Raw genomic sequence first — 20,974 nt, forward strand, 5'->3', positions numbered from 1 at the left:
CTCAGCCTTGAGGTTGTGGGCTTTTGGCGGGAGTCGGTCGGGCCAGCAACTTGCGGGTGACCCCGAGCATCGCCACCGACACCGCGACACCGGCGATGAATCCGCTGAGGCCCAGGGTTGGCAGGGTCAGCGCCGACACCAGGCAAAACGCCGAAAACGAGTACATGCCGGTCGCCGTCGCCCGCAGCAATGCCGCGGTAAACGCCGGACCACGAGTCTGCTGAGAAAACACCGCCATTACACTTCCGAGCACCGGGAACACCGCGAGCAAGCCGCTCCAGCGCTCGCCCACAGTACTCGCGAGCATGGTCACCAGCAGCGTCAGCGCCGCACCGGCAATCATCCGCCAGAGCAGTTTGTCCGACTTCGGTGTCGGACCGTTCAGCACCGGCTGCACGTCGGGAAACAGGTACGGCGCGGCGAGCAGGGCAATCGCCGCCGCAGCGATCGAGAACGGCAGCGACGGCGGAATCAGCGACAAAACCAGCGCCAGTACCGCCCACACCGACAGTGACGCCGTCAGCGCCAACGGCCAGTTCGCCCGCTGTGCCACCTGCGCGTAGGTAATGCAGAAGGCGATCATGGCGAACATCGCCGACAGCGCCGCCACCGCCGATTGCGCAGCAAACTGAGGCCCCTGTTCGATGGCGAGGAAAAACAGAATCGGCCCGACCACCACCGGCAACCCCGACAGCCAACCGGCGACGCTTGGTCCCCAGCGCTTGCCGGCGAGAGAAATCAGCAGCAGAAAAGCGGGGATCAGCAGTAATTTGAGGATCAGCACGCGGGAGGCCTCCGGGATGGAACGGCCAAGGTAACCGATTGCTGCATTGATCGACAATTTTTGTATACAAAGTCTGCGAGTGATATCCGCTATGCTCTGAAGATCAGGGTTTACCGGAGTCGATGCCGCGATGAGCAAACCATCGAAGTTGCTGCGTGGGTGCTGTGGCATCGGCTTGTGGGCGTTGTTGCTGACGCCGACCTGGGCCAATTGGCAGGACGCCGTGCCCGGCGCGCAAATCATCGGCACCGGTGATTTCAGTGTGTTCGGCTTCGACGTCTACAACGCCCGGTTGTGGAGTGCGGCACGCCCGTTGTCCACCGAACAGCCCTTCGCCCTGGAGCTGATCTATCGGCGCAAGATCTCCCGCGATGATCTGGTGCAGGCCAGCGTCGATGAAATCAAACGCCTGGCAGGCTCGGGCGTCAGTCCCGCGCAACTGGCCAGGTGGCAAGGACAAATGGAGCAATCGTTCGTCGATGTGCAGGCCGGCACGCGGATCACGGGCGTGTATCTGCCGGGGCAGGGCGCGCGGTTTTTTGTCGGTCAGCAGTTGCAGCATGAAATCGATGATCCGCAGTTTGCCCGGGCATTTTTCGATATCTGGCTGGATCCGCGTACCCGTAACCCCGAACTGCGTGAGCAACTGTTAGGCATGAGCCGATAGAGTTTTTGTTCTTCAAGGCGCTGACTGAAACCTCTAAGCTGCGTCTTTCGAACTTGTTTCTGGATGTGTGCGTGAAATTCAGCTTACCCAAAATCGCCACCGCGCCGTTCTGCCCGCCGGAAGTGGCCGGCAGTGTCGCGGTGGATCCGAACGCCTCGTTCTTCAAACGCGTGCTGCGTTTTGCCGGTCCGGGCTTGCTGGTCTCGATCGGCTACATGGACCCGGGCAACTGGGCGACCGCCATCGAGGCCGGCTCGCGTTTTGGTTACAGCCTGCTGTTCGTGGTGTTGCTCGCAAGTCTGGCGGGGATGGTCGTGCAATGCCTGTGCTCGCGTCTGGGCATCGCCACCGGCCGCGATCTGGCGCAATTGTCCCGCGAGCGCTACAGCACCCCGACCGCACGCCTGCAATGGGTGCTGGCGGAAATCTCGATCATCGCCACTGATCTGGCCGAAGTGCTCGGCTGTGCCTTGGCCTTCCATTTATTGCTGGGTTGTTCGCTGACCTTCGGCATTGCCCTGACCGCCTTCGACACGCTGCTGGTGCTGGCCTTGCAGAACCGTGGCTTCCGTCGGCTGGAGGCGATCATGCTGGTGCTGGTGGCGACCATCGGCGTGTGTTTCTTCGTTGAACTGGTGCTGATCAAACCCTACTGGCCGGATGTGTTCGCCGGTTTCAAACCGTCGCTCTCGGCGATCAGCGATGCCGCACCGCTGTATCTGGCGATCGGTATTCTCGGCGCGACGGTGATGCCGCATAACCTCTACCTGCACAGTTCGATCGTGCAGACGCGGATGATCGGCAAGGACCTGGCCAGCAAGCAGGACGCGGTCAACCTGGCGCGCATCGACACTATCGGCTCGCTGGCGCTGGCGCTGCTGGTCAACGCGGCGATCCTGATTCTGGCGGCGGCTGCGTTTCACCAGTCCGGGCATACCGACGTGGTCGACATTCAGGACGCCTACCACCTGCTCGACCCGCTGGTCGGCGGCGCACTGGCCAGTGTGTTGTTCGGCGTGGCGTTGCTGGCGTCGGGGCAGAGCTCGACGTTCACCGGGACCATCGCCGGACAGGTGATCATGGAGGGTTATCTGAACCTGCGGATTCCCTGCTGGCAGCGGCGTTTGATCACCCGTGGGCTGGCGCTGATCCCGGCGTTCATCGGCGTGTGGCTGATGGGGGATAACGCGGTGGGCAAGTTGCTGGTGCTGAGTCAGGTGGTGTTGAGCCTGCAGCTGCCGTTTGCGCTGTACCCGCTGATTCGCATGACCAGCGACAAGCAACTGATGGGGCCGTTTGTGAATCGGCTGCCGACCCGGGTGCTGGCGTGGGGCTTGTTTGTGGTGATCAGTGGCGCGAATGCCTGGTTGATTCTGCAGATGGTGGTGTGAGCCCTGGTTTTTCTGTTGCCTGAGCTGGCCCCTTCGCGAGCAAGCCCGCTCCCACCCTGGAATGCATTCCCCTGTGGGAGCGGGCTTGCTCGCGAAGAGGGAGGTCCATTCAAAGAAGATTTTGAATGGGCAAAAAAACACCCGGTGCAACGCAAGTCGCACCGGGTTTTTTGTTGCCAGCGAGCAGCGGATGTCGTGGATCCGCCGCCCGCTGTGAACTCGGGGGTTAAGCGCGTTCCAGCGCCAGCGCCACACCCTGACCGCCGCCGATGCACAGGGTCGCCAGACCTTTTTTCGCATCACGCTTGATCATTTCGTGCAGCAGCGTCACCAGCACGCGGCAGCCCGACGCACCGATCGGGTGACCGAGGGCGATGGCGCCGCCGTTGACGTTGACCTTGTCCAGATCCCATTGCAGATCCTTGGCCACTGCCAGCGATTGCGCGGCGAACGCTTCGTTGGCCTCGATCAGGTCCAGTTGGCCGATGTTCCAGCCAGCCTTGTCCAGGCAGCGACGGGTGGCCGAGACCGGGCCGATGCCCATGATCGCCGGGTCAACACCGGCGTTGGCATACGCGGCGATTTTTGCCAGTACCGGCAGGCCCAGGGCCTTGGCTTTCTCGGCGCTCATCAGGATGACTGCGGCGGCGCCATCGTTCAGCGACGAAGCGTTGCCGGCGGTGACACTGCCGTCCTTCTTGAACGCCGGACGCAGTTTCGCCAGGGATTCGGCGGTGGTGTCGCCGCGTGGTTGTTCGTCGACCTTGAACGCTACCGGATCGCCTTTGCGCTGCGGGATCAGGATCGGGGTGATCTCATCGACAAAGCGTCCGGCCTCAATGGCCGCAGCGGCTTTGCTCTGCGAGGCGGCGGCGAAGGCGTCCTGCTGTTCGCGGCTGATCTCATATTTATCGACCAGATTCTCGGCAGTGATGCCCATGTGGTAATCGTTGAACGCATCCCACAGGCCATCGCTGATCATGGTGTCGACGATTTGCGCGTGACCCATGCGCAGACCGGTGCGTGCGCCCGGCATCACGTAATTGGACAGGCTCATGTTTTCCTGACCACCGGCGATGATCACCTCGGCATCGCCGCAACGGATCGCTTGCGCGCCCAGGTGCAGGGCTTTCAGGCCCGAGCCGCAGACCTTGTTCAGGGTCATGGCGGGCACGGCGTGGGGCAGGCCAGCCTTGATCGCCGCCTGACGCGCCGGGTTCTGGCCGGCGCCGGCGGTCAGCACCTGGCCCATGATCACTTCATCGACCTGTGCACCGTCCAGGCCGGTCTGCTCGAGCAACTGGCGAATCACCGCAGCGCCCAGATCAACGGCGGACACCGAGGCCAGCGAACCCTGGAAACTGCCGATCGCGGTGCGGGTGGCGGCAACAATTACGACGTCTTGCATTTTCGAATTCCTCACTGGGCAGCGAACTGCATTTCCGGTACGTGATCCGGGACGATCAGTTTACCAGCGGTTTTGGCGACGATTTCCTCGACGCTGACGCCAGGTGCGCGTTCCTTGAGGACAAAAGCGCCATTTTCGATTTCCAGATAGGCGAGGTCGGTCAGCACCCGCTTGATGCAGCCGGCGCCGGTCAGCGGCAGGCTGCACTTGGCCAACAGTTTCGACTCACCGTCCTTGGAAGCGTGGGTCATGATCACGATGATGTTGTCGGCGCCGGCCACCAGATCCATCGCGCCGCCCATACCCTTTACCAGTTTGCCGGGAATCATCCACGAGGCGATGTTGCCTTCGACGTCGACTTCGAACGCGCCGAGCACGGTCAGGTCGACATGCCCGCCGCGGATCATCGCGAAGGATTCGGCGGAGTTGAAGATCGATGCGCCGATGCGCGCGGTCACGGTCTGTTTGCCGGCGTTGATCATGTCGGCATCGATGGTGTCTTCCGTTGGAAACGGGCCCATGCCGAGCAGACCGTTTTCCGATTGCAGCATGACTTCCATGCCGTCGGGAATGTAGTTGGCGACCAGGGTCGGAATGCCGATGCCGAGGTTCACGTAGTAGCCGTCCTGCATTTCGCGGGCGACGCGCTGAGCCATTTGTTCGCGGGTAAGTGCCATGTTTTTATTCTCCGTCAGCCTGGATTATTTGCGGATGGTGCGCTGTTCGATGCGCTTTTCGAACGTGCCGCAAATGACCCGGTCGACGTAGATGCCGGGGGTGTGGATCTGCGACGGATCCAGCTCGCCGGGCTCGACGATTTCTTCGACTTCGACCACGGTGATCTTGCCGGCGGTGGCCGCCAGCGGGTTGAAGTTCTGCGCGGTGTGACGGTAGACGACGTTACCGAAATGGTCGGCTTTCCAGCCTTTGACGATGGCGAAGTCGCCGGTGATGGACTCTTCCATCAGGTACTTGCGCCCTTTGAATTCACGCACTTCCTTGCCTTCGGCGACCGGGGTGCCGACGCCGGTGGCGGTGAAGAAGGCCGGGATGCCGGCGCCGCCTGCGCGCATTTTCTCGGCGAGGGTGCCTTGCGGGGTCAGGATGACTTCGATGTCGCCCTTGAGCAGTTGCTCTTCGAACAGTTTGTTTTCGCCGACGTAGGAGGCAATCACCTTGCTGATCTGGCGGTCGGTCAACAGCACACCGAGGCCGAAACCGTCGACGCCACAGTTATTGGAAACCACGGTGAGGTCGCGGGTGCCCTTGCGCTTGATCTCGGCGATCAGGTTTTCCGGAATGCCGCACAGGCCGAAGCCGCCGGCGATCACGGTCATGCCGTCTTCAAGACCGGCCAGAGCTTCCTCGTAGGAACTCACGCGCTTGTCGAAACCTGCCATATGCACCTCTTTTATTGTTTGTCGGGCGGCTGGCTAGCCGAATGACTGGAGTGTCGCGCTGGAGAATATATTTGTTAAGTTGATTTTTAAGGTTGATTGATTGATAAAGTTAAACAATTGACTGATTGCAGATACGGAAGCATAGCGCTCATGACCATCAAACAGATCCGTGCTTTCCTCGCTGTGGCCCAGAGCCTGAGCTTCGCCGTGGCCTGCGAGCGCCTGCACCTGTCGCAATCGGCGCTGAGCCTGACCATCAAGGCGCTGGAGGAGGGGCTGGGCGGGCGGTTGTTCAGTCGCAACACGCGCAATGTGGCGCTGACCGCCGAGGGCGAATCGCTGCTGCCGCTGGCCCGGCGCCTGATTGCCGACTGGGACAACGCCGAAGACGAAATGCGTCAGCGCTTCAGCCTGCAACGCGGGCGGGTGACGCTGGCGGCGATGCCATCGTTTGCCGGCAACCTGCTGCCGCCGATCCTCAAGACCTTTCGCGCGCGCTATCCGAACGTCAACGTCACGGTCAACGACGTGATCAACGAGCAAGTGCTGGAAATGGTTCGCGACCGGCAGGTGGAGCTGGGCGTGGCGTTCGAGCCGATGCAGAACACCTCGCTGACGTTCACCCCGTTGTACATGGACCGCTTCGTCGCAGTGGTGCCGCAGGATTCAGCGCTGGCCGGGCTTGGCGAAATCGACTGGCAGACCTTGCTGCAGGAACCGTTCATCACCCTGCAACGGCCGTCGACGGTGCGGGTGATGCTCGAAGAGCACTTGCAGGCCCGGGGCATGAAACTGCCGGTGGAATTCGAGAGTCATCAACTGGCAACCGTCGGGCGCATGGTCGCCAGTGGCCTGGGGGTGAGTGCGGTGCCAGCGTTGTGCGCCGACCAGATGCTGGAGCTGGGCGCGCATTGCCTGACCTTGAATGATTCAGTGGAGCGGGCGATTGGTGTGCTCACGGAGCCGGGCAATGAGCTGTCGGCAGCGGCGCAGGCACTGTTCGATATTCTCAAAGCCGAACATTGATCCTGTGGGAGCGGGCTTGCTCGCGAAGGCGGGGTATCAGTCGAGGAAAGTCTTGGCTGAAAGGACGCTATCGCGAGCAGGCTCGCTCCTACAGGGGATTTCGCGAGTCAGGAAGTCAAGCGTTGCACCAGCAACGGCAGCAGCTGTTCGCATGACGCCTCGATCTTCAGATCCAGCAGATCATCGGCGCGAGTCTTGCCCAGATTGATCGCCAGCAACGGCTTGCCCCGATCGGCGATCACCCGGCACAGACGAAACGCCGAATAGGCCATCAGCGACGAGCCCACCACCAACAATCCCGCGGCATTTTCTGCCGCCGCCATGGCCCGCGCCACCGTCGGCTGCGCCACGTTCTCACCGAAAAACACCACGTCCGGCTTCATCCGTTCACCGGCGCAATACGGGCATTGTGGCGTCTGAAAACGTGCTTCGAAGGCCGGATCGAGCAGGGTATCGCCGTCCGGCGCCTGCATCGCGTCGACCCCGGCCAGATACGGATTCTGCTCGACCATCCGCTGCTGAATGTCGTCACGCGCGCTGCGCTGGCCGCAATCCAGGCACAACACCCGGTGCAGGCTGCCATGCAGTTCGATCACGTCCTGACTGCCAGCCTGATCGTGCAGGGTGTCGACGTTCTGCGTGATCAAGGCGCTGACCAGACCCCGGCGCTGCAAATCGGCCAGTGCTTGATGCGCGGCATTGGGCCGCGCCTGACGCACCCGCGGCCAGCCAAGCATGGCCCGCGCCCAGTAGCGGCGACGGGATTCCGGAGCGGCGAGAAATTCCTGATACATCATCGGCTGCCGGCCCCGGCGTACACCCTCACTGTCGCGGTAATCCGGGATGCCCGACGGCGTGCTGATGCCCGCGCCGGTCAGCACCACAAAGCCGCCATCGGCCATGGCCTGGTGCAGGGTGTCGAGGTGTTCGCGGGTCGGGCTGTCGAGCATGGTCAGCACTCCGGGGAGGACGATGCCCGCAGGTTAGCATTAACCGTGTGGCGAGGGAGCTCGCTCCCGCTGGACTGCGCAGCAGGCCTGTTTTGGGCTTGCTTTGCAATCTGACGGGAGCAAGCTCCCTAGCCACAGGTGATAGCGCTGATTTATTTGCGCGCCTCCAGTATCAGATTGAACGGCGTCTGCGTCGCCCGGCGAAAATGCTTGAACCCGGCCTCGGTAAACACCTTGCGCAAGCGCATTTCACCGGCCTGCGCACCCAGCCCCAGGCCAACTTCCTGGGACAGCGAATTCGGCGTGCAGATAAAGGTCGAGGCCGCGTAAAACAGGCGTCCGACCGGGTTGATGTTGTCGTCCAGCGCGTCGTTGGCAAACGGCTCGACCAGCAGCACCGTGCCGTCCTTCTTCAATGATTCGAACGCATGCCGTGCGGCGCCGACCGGGTCGCCCATGTCGTGCAGACAGTCGAAGTAGCAGATCAGGTCATAGTCGTCGCCGGGGTAGTTTTTGGCGTTGTTCTGGAAGAACTTCGCCCGGCTGCTGACCCCTCCTTCTTCGGCGCGCTGGGTGGCGACGGTGATTGACGGCGCGTGGTAGTCGAAACCGACGAAGTGTGAGTTGGGATAGGCCTGGGCCATGATCACCGTCGACGCGCCGTGGCCGCAGCCGATGTCGGCGACTTTGGCGCCTTTTTCGAGTTTGGCGACCACGCCGTCCAGCGCCGGCAGCCATTCAGCGATCAAGTGACCTTTGTAGCCGGGGCGAAAGAAGCGTTCGGTGCCGCTGAACATGCACGGATGGTGATCGCCCCAGGGCAGGGCGCCATTGCCGCGCATGGCTTTGACCAGTTTGTCCTTGTCGTGGAAAAACGAGGCCACCACACCGAGTCCGCCGGCGACGTACACCGGCGAGTCTTCCACGGCCAGTGCCAGCGCCTGCTCTTCCGGCAACCGAAACTGGCCATCGTGATGCTCCATATAGCCGGACGCGACATGCGCGCTGAGCCATTCGCGTACCAGACGCGGGTTGCAGGTGGTTTTTTCGGCGAGGGCTTGCGGGGTGACCGGCTGACTGTCGGCCATCGCCCGGTACAGCCCGAGTTCTTCGCCAACGATGACGTTCGCCAGCATCGCGGCGCCGCCCATGTCGTTGACCAGTTTGCCCATGAATGCGTTGAGTCGTGTTTCGTCCATCACGAGTGCTCCTGATACAGGATCACCGTCCGGTGGCAAAACGTTGTCGAGGCATGGGCCGCTGGGCGGTGGTCACAGAAGTGGGCAGGGCACAGCTGACGTCGTCCTGCAATCCCCCTCGACTGGGGCATGAATCAGTCTAGTCGGGCTGGGGCAAGATGCAGTGTTTGTGCTCCATGCAAATTCCAATGTGGGGATCAGCGCAGGGGCAATTTCAACTCCGCGCACAGGCCTCCGCCCTCGCGGTTGCTCAGGGTCAGTGATCCGCCGAGGGCCATGGCCAGTTGCTGGGCGATGGCCAGGCCCAGGCCGGTGCCGCCGGTGCTGCGGTTGCGCGAGTTTTCCACCCGGTAGAACGGCTGCATGACCTGTTGCAACTCGGCTTCGGCAATGCCTGGCCCGCGATCGAGGATTTTGATGCAAAGACCGTCGTCGATATCGACCTGCAACTGCGCGGCACCGGCAAATTTCAGTGCGTTGTCGGTCAGGTTCACCAGCACCCGGCGCAGGGCCTGGGGACGGGTATCGATCACCGCCGCGCTCTTGCCGCTCAGCTGCACGTCCTTGCCCATGTCCTGATAGTCGAACACCAGGCTGTCGAGGAACGAGTCGAGATCGGTGCGCCGGCTTTCCTCGGTCGAGCCGTGGATGCTGCGAGCGTACGCCACGCCTTCGCGCACCAGATGCTCCATCTCGCCGAGGTCGTTCCACAGTTTGTCTTTCTCGACCGAGTCGTCCATGAACTCTGCGCGCAATTTCATGCGGGTGATCGGGGTTTGCAGGTCATGGGAAATCGCTGCCAGCAGTTGCATGCGCTCCTTCAGATACGCAGCGATCCGCGCCTGCATCGCGTTGAAGGCCCGTGCGGCGTAGGCCACTTCGGTCGGGCCGTGTTCGTCGAGCATCACCGGGTGCGCGTTGGGGTCGAGGGATTCCACGGCATTGGCGAGGCGGGCGAGGGGGCGTATGGCAATGCGCACCGCCAGCCAGGTGCAAGCGATCAGCAGCGCCAATTGCCCGAGCAATACCCCCGGCAGCCACGGCGACAGCGGCGGCATGGCCGGGCGCACATCGATGGTCAACGGGCTGCCGTCGCTGAGGCGCAAATGGGCCTGGAAGTGTTTTTTCTCTGCGGAAAAACGGCTGAAGGACAGCGGATGGGCGCCACCGATCGCACTGCTGATCGAGGTCGCGGCCACCGGTACCTCCTCGGCGTCGAGCGGGGCGCCGGGATCGCCGTCGTTCAACCGATAATCGTAGTTGGTGCGAGCCAGTCGTGGCAGCCAGGCAGGGCGTTCCTGCGCCGGCAAGCGGTCGAGGATTGCAACCGACGTCGAAACGTCGTTTTGCATATTGCTGAGCATGGTGCTTCTGGCGCTTTGGAAACGCTCGTAATACTGCGCGCCAAACGACAGGGCCTGGGCCAGGATCAGCCCGACCAGAAAGATCAGCGACAACCGCGAAGCCAGGGTGCGTGGCCAATGCAGCTTGAGGCTCATGCCGAGGCCCCGAGGATTTCCACCGGTAGCGAAAAAACATAACCCTCGCTGCGCACGGTCTTGATGTAGGCCGGCTCACGCGCATCATCAAGCAGGCGCTGGCGCAAACGGCTGACCAGCAGATCAATCGAGCGATCAAACAGATCGGCTTCGCGGCCCTGGGTCAGGTTGAGTAACTGATCACGGCTGAGCACCCGTTGTGGATGATCGAGGAACACCCGCAGCAAGCGGTATTCGGCACCACTGAGGGCTACCAGTGTGCCGTCATTGTCCAGCAGATGCCGGGCCGAGGTGTCCAGTTGCCAACGGCCGAAGGCCAGCAGGCGACCGCTTTCGGTGACCACCAGATTCGGCGGCAGCATGCGTGTGCGCCGCAGCACCGCGTTGATCCGCGCCAGCAGTTCGCGGGCGGCGAACGGCTTGGTCAGGTAATCGTCGGCGCCCATTTCCAGGCCGATGATGCGGTCGGTTTCATCGTTGCGCGCCGTGAGCATCAGCACCGGCGTGGCCTTGTGTTTGCCCACGCGTAGTTCGCGGCACAGCTGTAGGCCATCATCGCCGGGCATCATGATGTCGAGCACAATCAGGTCGACGGTGTTGGCTTCGAGAAAACTGCGCATCTGCCGACCATCGGCGACCACGGTGGTGCGCAGTCCGTTCTTCTTCAGGTAATTGCCGACCAGCTCGCGGATCTCGCGGTCGTCGTCGACGATAAGGATGTGATCGACATGTTCCATCGGTGCAGAACCTCTATCAAAGGGCAATGCCATGCAGTCTATCGAGCCTGCGCCGGCTTGCCTGCCCGGGTTTGTATTGCAGTGTATCTGGCGTAATGGCGGATACACACACATGCAAAAACGCGATTTTTTCAGGGTTTTGTATCGCTGTGTATCTCCGGGCGGTGGGGATACACAGTGATTGATAGCGGCCGTTTCCTGACACAGACGCGATACCTCACGCGCCTCAAATAGGCTCCATCGAGGCCCACACAACTTGCCTCGGCTCAACCCATACAAGCCTTGAGGAAACCACCATGACGCACAAAACCGTTGTCGCCGCCTGCCTGTTCGCCGCCCTGAACATCTGCACCCTGTCGGCCCGGGCCGAAGCCGATGTCAGCCCGCACACCTACACCTACGGCACGCACCTGGACATCCAGAAAGTGCTGTCGATGACCGAGGACAACTCGGTGACCTGCGGCATTATCGATGCGCGCATGATGTACCTGGATTCGGCCGGAAAAACCCAGGTGCTGGATTACCGCAAATTTGCCGATGGCTGTAACAACCAGAACTGAGTGCTCAGATGCATCGACAGTCACCGCCCGCGCATATCAATGGCTCACAGGTCGCGCACCATGAGCCATTGCTCGTTGTCCCAGGCGCGAAAGCGCTCCAGCACTGTCCAGCCGCGTTTGGCGTAGTAGTCCTGCTTGCTCTGCGTGTGCAGATAGAAACGCGCGAAGCCGCGCTGTTTCGCCGTCTGGCTGATGCCATCGATCAACCGCTCTGCCAGCCCCTGGCCACGAGCTTGCGGGCTGACAAACACGCACGCCAGCCACGGGCCGAGATCCGGACGCAGGGCCAGATCCGCCCGGGCCAGCGCCGCACCGCCGAGCAGACGCTCGCCGTCCAGCGCAATCAGGCATGACCAGTCGCCATTGTCCTGGCCGGCAGCGAACTCGCGTTGCCAATCGGCCAAGGGTTGCTCGGCATATTCGTAGGCGAACTGGCGGTGAATCCACGCGGCGTAAGTGTCGCTGTGCTGCGGGTGATCGACGAGCCATTCAAAACGCAGGGACATGATGGAATCCATTCACGGAAGACGGGAAGGCATAAAAGCCGATTGCCCCATGCAATGGCAATCTCGGAGTGTCTCGAGGCCTTTACAAAAAGCCGCCACTCATCGGCCCGGCCGTTGTTTTGCCGGCTCTTCGGACGATTGGCAGGGACGCCATCGACCCTCGGCGCGATAGTGGATGAGCAGGGCCACTGTCGGCCCTGTCACTGATAAAAAGAACGCGAGGTTGCCATGCCGAAATTCGTGATTGAACGCGAGATTCCAGGGGCCGGAAAGCTGTCGCCGCAAGAACTCCAAGCCGTGTCGCAAACCTCCTGCCAGGTGTTGCGTGAACTCGGGCCACAGGTGCAGTGGCTGCAGAGTTACGTCACCGCCGACAAAATCTATTGCGTCTACATCGCCCCTGACGAAGAGCAGGTGCGCGAGCACGCCAGGCTGGGTGGATTCCCGGCCAACAGCGTGGCGCGGGTGATGACGGTCATCGACCCGACCACGGCCGAATGAAGTCCTTCTACCTGCTGCGGAGCACGATTGATGAGTACTCCCATTGATCTGACGGGTCTGAAAGAGCGCCAGAAAGTCGCCTGGGCCAGCGGTGATTACGCGGTGATCGGCACCACCTTGCAGATCGTCGGCGAAAACCTCGCCGAGGCCTGCGACCTGCACTGCGATGAGGAGGTGCTGGATGTCGCCGCCGGCAATGGCAACGCCACACTGGCGGCGGCGCGACGTGGTTGTCAGGTGACCTCGACCGACTATGTCGCGGCGCTGCTGGAGCGGGGACAGGATCGGGCGCGGGCCGAGCATCTTGATGTGATTTTTCAGGTCGCCGATGCCGAATCGTTGCCGTTCGCCGACGAGAGTTACGACGCGGTGCTGTCGACCTTTGGCGTGATGTTTGCCCCGGATCAGGCGACTGCCGCAGCGGAACTGGCGCGGGTCTGCCGAAGGGGCGGGCGCATCGGTCTGGCGAACTGGACGCCGGAAGGTTTCGTCGGCCAGATGTTCAAGGTTCTCGGTCGCCACGTGCCACCCCCCGCCGTGGCCCAGCCGCCGTCGAACTGGGGCACTGAAGCGTGGTTGCACAGCCACTTCAATGAGCGCGAATTTCTGCTGCAGGTCACCCGCCGCACCTTCAATTTCCGCTATCGCTCGGCGGCGCATTTCATCGACATTTTCCGTCACTGGTACGGGCCAGTGCACAAGGCCTTCGCGGCATTGCCGCCGGAAAGCGGGCAGGCGCTGGAGAGTGATCTGGCGGATCTGCTGAACCGCTCGAACCGGGTGGGAGAGAAGTCGCTGGTGGTGCCGAGCGAGTATCTGGAGGTGGTCATTACCAAGCGCTGAATGTTCAGAACCATGCAAAACCCCTGTGGGAGCGGGCTTGCTCGCGAATGCGGTGGATCAGTAGACAGAATTATTGACTGGACAGGCGCATTCGCGAGCAAGCCCGCTCCCACAGGTTTTGTGTATGGTGATCGGGCCTATTTCAGGTGCGCCCCATCAACCCATTCCAGCGCCGTACGCCAGATGCAGATCCCCAGAAAGTACGCCGACGCCAGCAACCACAAACCCATCACCAGCGGATTGATCATCGGGTGATTAAGCACCAGCGACAGGCTGCACAGCAGCCAGATTGCCGTCACCGCGATGTTGATCGGCATGAACCGGCGTACCCGGAACGGGTGCAGGAACTTCATGCGGGTCACGGTCAGCAGCGCCAGACCGATGATGGTCAGAAAGGTGATCCACGGCCCCGGATTGATGATGTACAGGCACAGCGCGACCACGTTCCATGCGGCGGGGAAACCGACGAAATAGTTGTCCTTGCTCTTCATGTTGACGTTGCAGAAACAGAACAGCGACGACACCAGAATCAGCGACACGCTCAGCAGCAGGGTGTAGTCGGGCAGGGGAATGTAGCGATAGATGAACAGCGCCGGAATGAACACGTAGGTCAGGTAGTCGATCACCAGATCGAGGATCGAGCCGTCGAAACTCGGCAGCACCGACTGCACATTGACCTTGCGCGCGAGCGCTCCGTCGAGACCGTCGACGATCAATGCCACGCCCAGCCACATCAGGCAATGAGTCGGCTGGTTTTCCAGCAGGGCGAGGGTCGCCAGAAAGGCTGTGACCACGCCGGTCGCGGTAAAACCATGGGCGCCCCATGCTTTGAGCCTGGCGATGTGTACGGTCGATATCACAGGGGCGTTCTCCAGAAAAATGAAGCATGCCGGGTATCACCCTTGGGCAAAGGGCGCCGGCAAACCGGGTCGGGGTTGCAGCTATCGACCGGTTTGGCCGGGATAAGGTTCACCACCTTTGAATCTTAGCTGCCCGCACAAAAAATACCTCGGCGAAATCTGCCAGCGTCAGCCAGACGGTGCTGGCGCGCCGGCGTCGGCGGTCTATTGTTGCCTGACGCATTTATTGCCAATGGCTGAGGACGAGATCATGAACACCAGCGATTTGCTCGAACAACTGCTGCGGGGCCAGGCCTCGGCGGGACAACAAGGTGCTGGTTCGGCCGGCGGTGGGCTGGGTGGGTTGGGCGGTTTGCTTGGCGGTCTGTTGGGTGGCGGCGCGAGTACAGGCGCCAGTGGCGCGCAGTCCGGTGGGCTGGGCGGTTTGGGTGGTTTGCTGGGTGGTTTACTTGGCGGCGGTGGCGGCGGTGGATTGGGCGGCGCGCTGGGTGGGGCACTCGGTGGCGGCGGAACACAAAGTCGTTCCGGCGGCACCAATTATGCGGCACTGGCCTCGTTGGGAATGATGGCGTTCCAGGCGTATCAGGCCTGGCAGCGCAGTCAGGCGTCGGCGGCGCCACAACAGATTCCGCCAACCGCAAATCTGCTGGCCGGGCCCGAAGTCGAGGAGCACGGGCATGCTGTGCTGCGGGCGCTGATCGCGGCAGCCAAGGCTGATGGTGAGATCGATGACCGGGAACGGCAGATGATCGATGAAGAGATTGGCAAACACACCGACGATCCAGAATTGCAGCAATGGTTTAACGCTGAAGTTGCCAAACCGCTGGATGCGAACGAAGTAGCCGAGGCGGCCAACGGCGACCCGGCGACGGCCGCCGAAATGTACCTGGTCAGCGTGATCCTGGTGGACGATCAGCAAGACGCCGAACGCAACTACCTGGATGAACTGGCTGCCGCGCTGCAGATCGCCCCGCAATTGCAGGTGCACCTGGAGGCTCAGGCCAAAGGTCAGGCCTGAAGCACCGTCAAAAATCGCGGTATCGAGCAGCCCTTGCCGGGACCGCGATGCTCCGTCCGTCAGGGCGATTTTCATGTTGATTGAATTTTTCTCCGTAGCGGTTGCTCTGCTGATGTAGAGGCGTGAAACAACGCCCTGACCGGCCAACCGAACGAGAACACTCACATGACTGCCCTGACCCCTCTGCAGGCGCCGAGCGCGCAGCAACAGCCCATCACTGCCGACGGCGATCTGCGGCGTATTTATGAGGCACTGCTGCTTGAGGATGCGCCTGAAACCCTCGCGCAGGATTTTCTCGCCGAGCAGTTGCAGCGTGCCGCGCTGTTGCCCGAAGAACTTCCGCAGGATCCGTCGGCGTGGCAAGGCTGGGTCGCCGAACATTGCACAGAAGTTGCCCGGCAGTACGCCGATTACCTGCAACAGCGCCAGGCCGGCGGACCGCGCCAGTTCTTCCGCAACAAGGCTCACGCGTTGTACTTTCTGCAAGCGGTGGCGCCGACCAAACTGGTCGATGGCGCGTGGCTGTACGGTTTGTTGGCGCAGTGGCGCGACCCGCGTTTCGACGGGTTGCTGTGTACCTATCTGGAAGAATTGGGCGACGGCAATCCGGCGCAAAACCACGTAGTGATCTACCGCAAACTGCTCGCTGAGCACGGTTTGCAGGACGCCAGCGCGATTGCCGATGAACGCTACCTGCAAGGTGCACTGCAACTGGCGCTCGGTGCCTGTGGCGAAAGCATGTTGCCGGAGGTGATCGGCTACAACCTCGGCTACGAACAACTGCCGCTGCACTTGCTGATCAGCGCCTATGAACTCAGCGAGTTGGGCATTGATCCGTACTACTTCACCCTGCATGTGACCATCGACAACGCCAGCACCGGGCATGCGCAAAAGGCCGTGCAGTCGGTACTTGACTTGCTGCCGCTGGAAGCCGATCGCGGCGAATTTCTGCGCCGGGTGTCGTTGGGCTATCGACTCAATGACCTGGGGCAGGGCAGTCGCGCGATCATCGAGGGTTTTGACCTGGAGCAGGAAGTGCTGGCGATGCTCGAGCGCAAGCGCCCGTTCGGTCAGCACATGCACTCCGACTACTGCCGTTTCGAAGGCAAAACCGTCAATCAATGGCTGGCCACGCCCGAGCAACTGCCCGGATTTCTTCAGGCGATGCAGGACAAGGGCTGGATCAAACGCAACGAAGATCCGCAAGCCAGCCGTTTCTGGCAACTGATTGACGGCGACGGTGCGGCGATGTTCGGCGTATTCAGTCCGTATGAAAAGCAGCTGCTGCACGACTGGATTGCCGGTGACTGGACGCCATCCGACCAACGCAAGGCGCCACGACGCAGCCGTCAGGTGGCAACCCCGGACGCCGCCGTGCCCGAACACGATCCCGACGTACAACGCCTGACTTCTGCGCTGCAAGGTCAGGACGGACACGCGCAAATGGCCACGCTGATCCCATGGTTGTCACCGGCCCGCCATGCCCACCCGGCGGGGCTGCTGGCGACACGTCGCTTTATCGAACTCAAATCCAGTCTGCGCTAAGGAAATCTCCATGAATCAGGAAGAACAACTGTCCGCCAACGACCTCACGCTGCTGCAACTCGGCCGGCGCTTGCAGGCCGACGGCTACCGTTTCATCACGCCGACGCCGTTGACCCATCAGCGCGTCAACCAGCGTGACGAAGGGCAGGTCGCCGATACCCTGCGCGACGTGTTCGGTTGGTCGCGTCCGTTCGAACCGGGCCTGTTGTCCGCCGATGAACAGCGGCAGTTGCAGGAGGCTCAAGTGATTGACGTCTACGACGGCCGCTTGAAAAGCCGAGTGCGCTGGTCGAGCCTGGATGACCTGCTGTTCGTGCATTCGGGCTTCCCAACCGATGCCGCCGATTCGGTGTTTTTCGGCCCGGACACCTACCGTTTTGCGAACCTGATACACGCGCATCTGCAGCAGAGCTTCGCGCCGATTCAGCGCGCGGTGGACATCGGTTGCGGTGCCGGCGTCGGCGCGATTCTGATTGCCCGCGCACGGCGTGAAGCCGAAGTGCTGGCGGTGGACATCAATCCCGCCGCGCTGCGCCTGACCGCGATCAACGCGGCATTGGCCGAGGTCGCCAATGTCCAGGTGCAGTCCAGTGATGTACTGCAGGGCACCGAAGGCAACTTCGACCTGATTGTCGCCAACCCGCCGTACATGGCCGATCCGGCCGGTCGTGCCTATCGGCATGGCGGCGGCTCGCTCGGTGCGGGGTTGTCGCTGCGCATCGTCGAGCAGGCGCTCAATCGGCTGGCCCCCGGTGGCTCGTTGCTGTTGTACACCGGCGTGGCGATGGTCGATGGCCGCGATCCGTTTTTCGACACCGTGGTGCCACGTCTGGATTCGACGCGATTCGGCTGGACCTATCGCGAACTGGATCCCGACGTGTTCGGTGAAGAGTTGTTGAACCCCGGTTACCAGCGCGTGGACCGGATCGCCGTGGTCGCGCTGACCGTGACCCGCATTGGCTGACACAAGGCAGGTGCGCCATGACCAGGAACCTCGACGACTACAACCGCATGCGCGATTTTTCCGCGACCTCGGAGCCCGCTGCCGTCAAGCGTCGTGGCCGCAGCAAGGCCACTGAGCATGCGCTGCAGTTCTGCATCCAGAAGCACGACGCTTCGCACCTGCATTACGACTTTCGCCTCGAACTCGATGGCGCGCTGAAGAGCTGGGCGGTGCCCAAGGGCCCGTCGCTCGATCCCAAGGTCAAGCGTCTGGCGGTGCACGTCGAAGACCATCCGCTGGACTACGCGACCTTCGAGGGCAGCATCCCCGAGGGGCATTACGGCGCGGGCGATGTGATCGTCTGGGATCGTGGTGTGTGGATTCCGCAGGAGGATCCAGCCAAGGCCTACGCCAAGGGCAAACTCAAGTTCGAACTGCAAGGCGAAAAGCTCTCCGGGATCTGGAATCTGGTGCGCACGCACATGCCGGGCAAGAAGGAAAACTGGTTTCTGATCAAACATCAGGACAGTGCGGCGCGCCCGCAGGACGACTACGATGTGCTCAGCGCCGAGCCGGACAGCGTGCTCAGCGAACGCACCCTGATCAGCAAACCCAAGCTCGCCGCCGAGCAAGCCAGGCCCGTGAAAAAGGCCCCGGCGAAACCGCGCAAAGCGGCATCCGGGACGCTCACCGGAGCGCGCAAGGCCAAACTGCCGGCGCAGCTCAAACCGGAACTGGCGACCCTGGTCGACAGCGCACCCGAAGGGCAGTGGAGCTACGAGATCAAGTTCGACGGCTACCGGATCATGGCGCGCATCGATCACGACCAGGTGCAACTGTTCACCCGCAACGGTCACGACTGGACGCACAAACTGCCGCAACAGGCGCAAGCCCTCGCTGAGCTGGGGCTTGAATCGGCATGGCTGGACGGCGAAGTGGTGGTCACCAACGAGCAGGGTGTGCCGGATTTTCAGGCGTTGCAAAACGCCTTCGAAGCCGGGCACAGCGGCAGCATCATGTACTACCTGTTCGACATGCCGTACCTCAACGGTGTCGACCTGCGCGAAGTGCCGGTCGAGGAGCGCCGCGCGGCGTTGTCCACGGTACTCGGCGGGCATGAGCAGCCGTTGCTGCGCTTCTCCGAAGCTTTCGATGAAACGGCGGACGCACTGCTCAACAGCGCCTGCCAGATGCAGATGGAGGGGCTGATCGGCAAACGCCTCGGCTCGCCCTACGTGTCGCGGCGCAGCAGTGACTGGATCAAGCTCAAGTGCAAGCATCGGCAGGAATTCGTGGTCGTCGGCTATACCGATCCGAAAGGTGCGCGCAGTGCCTTCGGCGCGTTATTGCTGGGCCTGCATGATCGCGACAGTGGCGAATTGCGCTATGCCGGCAAGGTCGGCACCGGTTTCAATGAAATTACATTGAAAAGCATCCTCGCCCAGCTCAAGCCGTTGCAGGTGAAGAGGGCTGCGGTGGTCAATCCGCCGAGCGGCTTCGAGGCCAAAGGCGTGCACTGGCTCAAACCGAAACTGTTGGCAGAAGTGGCGTTCGCCGAAATGACCAAGGACGGTTCGGTACGTCACGCCGTGTTCCATGGTCTGCGTAATGACAAACCGGCCAGGTCGATTACCGAGGAGCGCGCGAAACCCGTGAAGACTTCAGCGAAAGCCACCCCGTCGAAAAAAGCTGCCTCGTCGGAGAAAACTGCAGAATCAAAGCAAGCCACTGAGCCGAAGAAAGCCGAACCGGCGCCGTCCCAGCTGGGGCTGGCTAGCGGCAAAGTGCGCATTACCCACCCCGATCGGGTGATCGATGCGGTCAGCGGCACCACCAAGATGCAACTGGCCGAGTATTACGCCAGCGTTGCCGAGTGGATCCTGCCGCAGCTCAAGGATCGCCCGGTTGCGCTGGTGCGGGCGCCGGACGGCATTGCCGGCGAACTGTTCTTTCAGAAAAACGCCGAGCGTCTGGCGATTCCCGGCATCACCACACTGGACAAGGACGTCACCGGGCAACCGGTGATGCTGATCAACAATGCCGAAGCCTTGATCGGCGCAGTGCAGATGAGCACGGTCGAGCTGCACACCTGGAACGCCACCACCGTCGATCTGGACAAGCCTGACCGTTTCGTCCTCGATCTCGACCCGGATCCCGCGCTGCCGTGGAAAAGCATGGTCGAAGCCACTGCGCTGACCCTCACCGTGCTGGATGAACTGGGGCTCAAGGCCTTTCTCAAGACCAGCGGCGGCAAAGGCATTCACCTGGTGGTGCCGTTGACCCGCAAGCATGGCTGGGACGAGGTCAAGGATTTCAGCCATGCGATCGTCAGTCACATGGCCAAGCTGTTGCCGGAACGCTTTTCCGCGGTGTCCGGGCCGAAAAATCGTGTCGGTCGGATCTTCATCGACTACCTGCGTAACGGCCTGGGCGCCACCACCATTTGTGCCTACGCGGCGCGCACCCGTGAGGGACTGCCGGTGTCGGTACCGCTGTTTCGCGAAGAAGTGGGGGAGATCAAGGGTGGCAATCAGTGGAACATCAGCAATGTCCATGAGCGTCTGAACGAAGTCGGCGATGAGCCGTGGGCCGACCTGAAGAAAACCCGCCAGAGCATCACCGCCGAGATGCGCAAGCGGGTTGGCTTGAAAAAATGATCAGGTGTCGCGCAGCAAGTCGTGGGCGTTGAGCAGCTCGAAGGCGATTTCGGGGTGGTTGTTCAAGCCCCGACGAATCGCGGCCGGGATTGACTTGCGGGTCTTGCGGCACAGTCCCGGCAGCGCCTCGATCTGAATCTCGATGCCGAGCATGCTGCGTACCTCATGAAACCCCGGAGCGACCTCCACACGCAGGCCCAACTGCTCGTGCATGCGCTGTTGCAGATGCCGCAAATCCGCGAGGTCTTTGAGTTGTTCCAGTCGGGCGAGGAGGATTTTTTCCTGCTCGCGGGTCAGGCGCAGAATGCGCAGATCCGTGCCCGGCGCTTCCAGCAACGCGTCGCGCCCGCAATCGCAGGCGCCGGGCGGGCAGGGTGAGCGCAAAGGCGCAGGAGGCGCAAGAGTCGTCATGGCCTCCATCATAGAGGCCGTCAGACGGTTTTGCCTATGCGCCCTCAGCTGCCGTCCATCGGCCGCTGC

At 62.0% G+C, this 20,974-nt stretch carries 21 protein-coding genes; 10 read left to right on the plus strand and 11 right to left on the minus strand.

Features of this window, described 5'->3' with window-relative positions; all coding sequences use genetic code 11:
- Position 1: 1 nt before the first annotated feature.
- Positions 2 to 784: a hypothetical protein gene (locus KCG87_RS19280; protein WP_134786750.1), complete on the minus strand. Its 783-nt coding sequence runs from the start codon at positions 782 to 784 to the stop codon at positions 2 to 4.
- A 130-nt stretch (positions 785 to 914) separates the two neighbouring features.
- Here KCG87_RS19280 and KCG87_RS19285 point away from each other — a divergent pair, with 130 nt between their 5' ends.
- Positions 915 to 1,451, plus strand: coding sequence for a chalcone isomerase family protein (locus tag KCG87_RS19285; RefSeq protein ID WP_027611650.1), 537 nt, complete (start codon positions 915 to 917; stop codon positions 1,449 to 1,451).
- 92 nt (positions 1,452 to 1,543) lie between these two features.
- Positions 1,544 to 2,842: an Nramp family divalent metal transporter gene (locus KCG87_RS19290; RefSeq protein WP_210558805.1), complete on the plus strand. Its 1,299-nt coding sequence runs from the start codon at positions 1,544 to 1,546 to the stop codon at positions 2,840 to 2,842.
- Positions 2,843 to 3,068: 226 nt separating this feature from the next.
- Here the strand turns inward: KCG87_RS19290 and KCG87_RS19295 are convergent, their stop codons facing one another.
- From KCG87_RS19295 to KCG87_RS19305, 3 genes are read right to left on the minus strand one after another with little or no spacing between them, the layout of a single operon-like run.
- Entirely contained in the window at positions 3,069 to 4,250 is a 1,182-nt protein-coding gene (locus KCG87_RS19295) for an acetyl-CoA C-acetyltransferase (protein ID WP_210558666.1), read from the minus strand.
- Positions 4,251 to 4,261: 11 nt separating this feature from the next.
- Entirely contained in the window at positions 4,262 to 4,927 is a 666-nt protein-coding gene (locus KCG87_RS19300) for a CoA transferase subunit B (RefSeq protein ID WP_096796497.1), read from the minus strand.
- A gap of 24 nt (positions 4,928 to 4,951) precedes the next feature.
- Positions 4,952 to 5,650 carry a CoA transferase subunit A gene (locus tag KCG87_RS19305; protein ID WP_007919568.1) on the minus strand — a complete coding sequence of 233 codons (699 nt, stop codon included), beginning with the start codon at positions 5,648 to 5,650 and terminating at the stop codon, positions 4,952 to 4,954.
- Positions 5,651 to 5,800: 150 nt separating this feature from the next.
- Between KCG87_RS19305 and KCG87_RS19310 the strand changes: the two genes are divergently transcribed.
- Positions 5,801 to 6,676: a LysR family transcriptional regulator gene (locus KCG87_RS19310; protein WP_098964527.1), complete on the plus strand. Its 876-nt coding sequence runs from the start codon at positions 5,801 to 5,803 to the stop codon at positions 6,674 to 6,676.
- Positions 6,677 to 6,783: 107 nt separating this feature from the next.
- Here the strand turns inward: KCG87_RS19310 and KCG87_RS19315 are convergent, their stop codons facing one another.
- From KCG87_RS19315 to KCG87_RS19330, 4 genes are all read right to left on the minus strand, one after another.
- The gene (locus KCG87_RS19315) at positions 6,784 to 7,626 is read right to left on the minus strand and encodes an NAD-dependent protein deacetylase (RefSeq protein WP_210558667.1); all 843 of its coding nucleotides are present in this window, start codon (positions 7,624 to 7,626) and stop codon (positions 6,784 to 6,786) included.
- 152 nt (positions 7,627 to 7,778) lie between these two features.
- Entirely contained in the window at positions 7,779 to 8,825 is a 1,047-nt protein-coding gene (locus tag KCG87_RS19320; protein ID WP_134786747.1) for a class I SAM-dependent methyltransferase, read from the minus strand.
- Positions 8,826 to 9,022: 197 nt separating this feature from the next.
- Positions 9,023 to 10,324 (minus strand): HAMP domain-containing sensor histidine kinase, encoded by a 1,302-nt coding sequence (locus tag KCG87_RS19325; protein ID WP_134786746.1) that lies wholly within the window; start codon positions 10,322 to 10,324, stop codon positions 9,023 to 9,025.
- A complete protein-coding gene (locus tag KCG87_RS19330; RefSeq protein ID WP_027611658.1) occupies positions 10,321 to 11,061 on the minus strand; it encodes a response regulator in 741 nt (246 codons plus the stop codon). The genes KCG87_RS19325 and KCG87_RS19330 overlap by 4 nt, the downstream gene beginning before the upstream one ends.
- Before the next feature lie 296 nt (positions 11,062 to 11,357).
- On the opposite strand from KCG87_RS19330, the gene KCG87_RS19335 reads away from it, so the two are divergent.
- A complete protein-coding gene (locus tag KCG87_RS19335) occupies positions 11,358 to 11,621 on the plus strand; it encodes a DUF2790 domain-containing protein (RefSeq protein WP_098964519.1) in 264 nt (87 codons plus the stop codon).
- A 44-nt stretch (positions 11,622 to 11,665) separates the two neighbouring features.
- Here the strand turns inward: KCG87_RS19335 and KCG87_RS19340 are convergent, their stop codons facing one another.
- The gene (locus KCG87_RS19340; RefSeq protein ID WP_210558668.1) at positions 11,666 to 12,127 is read right to left on the minus strand and encodes a GNAT family N-acetyltransferase; all 462 of its coding nucleotides are present in this window, start codon (positions 12,125 to 12,127) and stop codon (positions 11,666 to 11,668) included.
- Positions 12,128 to 12,355: 228 nt separating this feature from the next.
- Here KCG87_RS19340 and KCG87_RS19345 point away from each other — a divergent pair, with 228 nt between their 5' ends.
- The gene (locus KCG87_RS19345) at positions 12,356 to 12,628 is read left to right on the plus strand and encodes a DUF4242 domain-containing protein (protein WP_007962415.1); all 273 of its coding nucleotides are present in this window, start codon (positions 12,356 to 12,358) and stop codon (positions 12,626 to 12,628) included.
- A gap of 30 nt (positions 12,629 to 12,658) precedes the next feature.
- Positions 12,659 to 13,471 carry a class I SAM-dependent methyltransferase gene (locus KCG87_RS19350; protein WP_098964516.1) on the plus strand — a complete coding sequence of 271 codons (813 nt, stop codon included), beginning with the start codon at positions 12,659 to 12,661 and terminating at the stop codon, positions 13,469 to 13,471.
- 137 nt (positions 13,472 to 13,608) lie between these two features.
- Here the strand turns inward: KCG87_RS19350 and pcsA are convergent, their stop codons facing one another.
- Positions 13,609 to 14,331 (minus strand): phosphatidylcholine synthase, encoded by a 723-nt coding sequence (pcsA, locus tag KCG87_RS19355; protein WP_098964514.1) that lies wholly within the window; start codon positions 14,329 to 14,331, stop codon positions 13,609 to 13,611.
- Positions 14,332 to 14,581: 250 nt separating this feature from the next.
- On the opposite strand from pcsA, the gene KCG87_RS19360 reads away from it, so the two are divergent.
- The 4 genes from KCG87_RS19360 (at position 14,582) to ligD (ending at position 20,494) form a co-directional block, all read left to right on the plus strand.
- Positions 14,582 to 15,349 (plus strand): tellurite resistance TerB family protein, encoded by a 768-nt coding sequence (locus KCG87_RS19360; protein ID WP_134786744.1) that lies wholly within the window; start codon positions 14,582 to 14,584, stop codon positions 15,347 to 15,349.
- A 165-nt stretch (positions 15,350 to 15,514) separates the two neighbouring features.
- A complete protein-coding gene (locus tag KCG87_RS19365) occupies positions 15,515 to 16,894 on the plus strand; it encodes an iron-containing redox enzyme family protein (RefSeq protein WP_210558669.1) in 1,380 nt (459 codons plus the stop codon).
- A 10-nt stretch (positions 16,895 to 16,904) separates the two neighbouring features.
- Entirely contained in the window at positions 16,905 to 17,858 is a 954-nt protein-coding gene (locus KCG87_RS19370) for a class I SAM-dependent methyltransferase (protein WP_210558670.1), read from the plus strand.
- Between the two features lie 17 nt (positions 17,859 to 17,875).
- A complete protein-coding gene (gene ligD, locus KCG87_RS19375; RefSeq protein ID WP_210558671.1) occupies positions 17,876 to 20,494 on the plus strand; it encodes a DNA ligase D in 2,619 nt (872 codons plus the stop codon).
- Here ligD and KCG87_RS19380 read toward each other — a convergent pair whose 3' ends face one another.
- Positions 20,495 to 20,905 (minus strand): hypothetical protein, encoded by a 411-nt coding sequence (locus KCG87_RS19380; RefSeq protein WP_246881787.1) that lies wholly within the window; start codon positions 20,903 to 20,905, stop codon positions 20,495 to 20,497. It abuts the gene before it with no gap.
- Positions 20,906 to 20,974: the final 69 nt, after the last annotated feature.

The sequence above is a fragment of the Pseudomonas sp. MWU347 genome, assembly GCF_017947305.1.
Classification (GTDB): Bacteria; Pseudomonadota; Gammaproteobacteria; order Pseudomonadales; family Pseudomonadaceae; genus Aquipseudomonas; species Aquipseudomonas putida_A.